This window comes from Caballeronia choica (assembly GCF_001544535.1).
GTDB classification, from domain to species: Bacteria; Pseudomonadota; Gammaproteobacteria; order Burkholderiales; family Burkholderiaceae; genus Caballeronia; species Caballeronia choica.
In genome coordinates, this window is sequence record NZ_FCON02000599.1 from 1 (window position 1) to 615 (window position 615).

The 615-nt window shown below is 61.5% G+C and carries 1 protein-coding gene; it reads left to right on the plus strand.

What is annotated here, in order from left to right; genetic code table 11:
• Positions 1-142 precede the first annotated feature (142 nt).
• On the plus strand, positions 143-615 hold a 473-nt coding region (locus AWB68_RS45930), incomplete at its 3' end, for a cbb3-type cytochrome c oxidase subunit I (protein ID WP_200828999.1).

Sequence of the window (615 nt, forward strand, 5' to 3'; positions counted from 1 at the left end):
GCAAACCAGCTCGACTGGATCACGCACGCTCAGCAGATCAAGCCCGAATCGATGATGCCAAGCATGATCCTGAGCCGTGACGAAGCCGCCGACCTGTCGGCCTTTCTCGCCACGCTGCGATAACCAACGGCACGACGAAGCCATGAGCGCACCTGCTGAGCCTGAACGCATTGCATCGTCGCCGAGGCCACCGGCGCTTTCGCGGGTGCCCGAGATCGGCCGCGTTCCGCCCGGCAGTCCGACGCAGTTGCGCCTGCAAAAAATCTGGGAGACCGAACCCGGCTGGCGCGGCTGGCTCTCGACCGTCGACCATAAGAGCATCGGTCTGCGCTATATCGTGACGGCCTTCATTTTCCTGCTGATGGGCGGCGTCGAGGCGCTTGTGATGCGGCTTCAGCTTGCACGCCCGAACGCTGCGCTGCTCACGCCGGAACAATACAACCAGCTCTTCACGATGCACGGCGTGACGATGATCTTTCTGTATGCGCTGCCCGTGCTCTCGGGATTTTCGAACTACCTGTGGCCCCTCATACTGGGTGCGCGCGACATGGCATTCCCGCGGCTCAATGCGTTCTCGTATTGGGTGTTCCTGTTCGCCGGGATCTTCCTCTATTC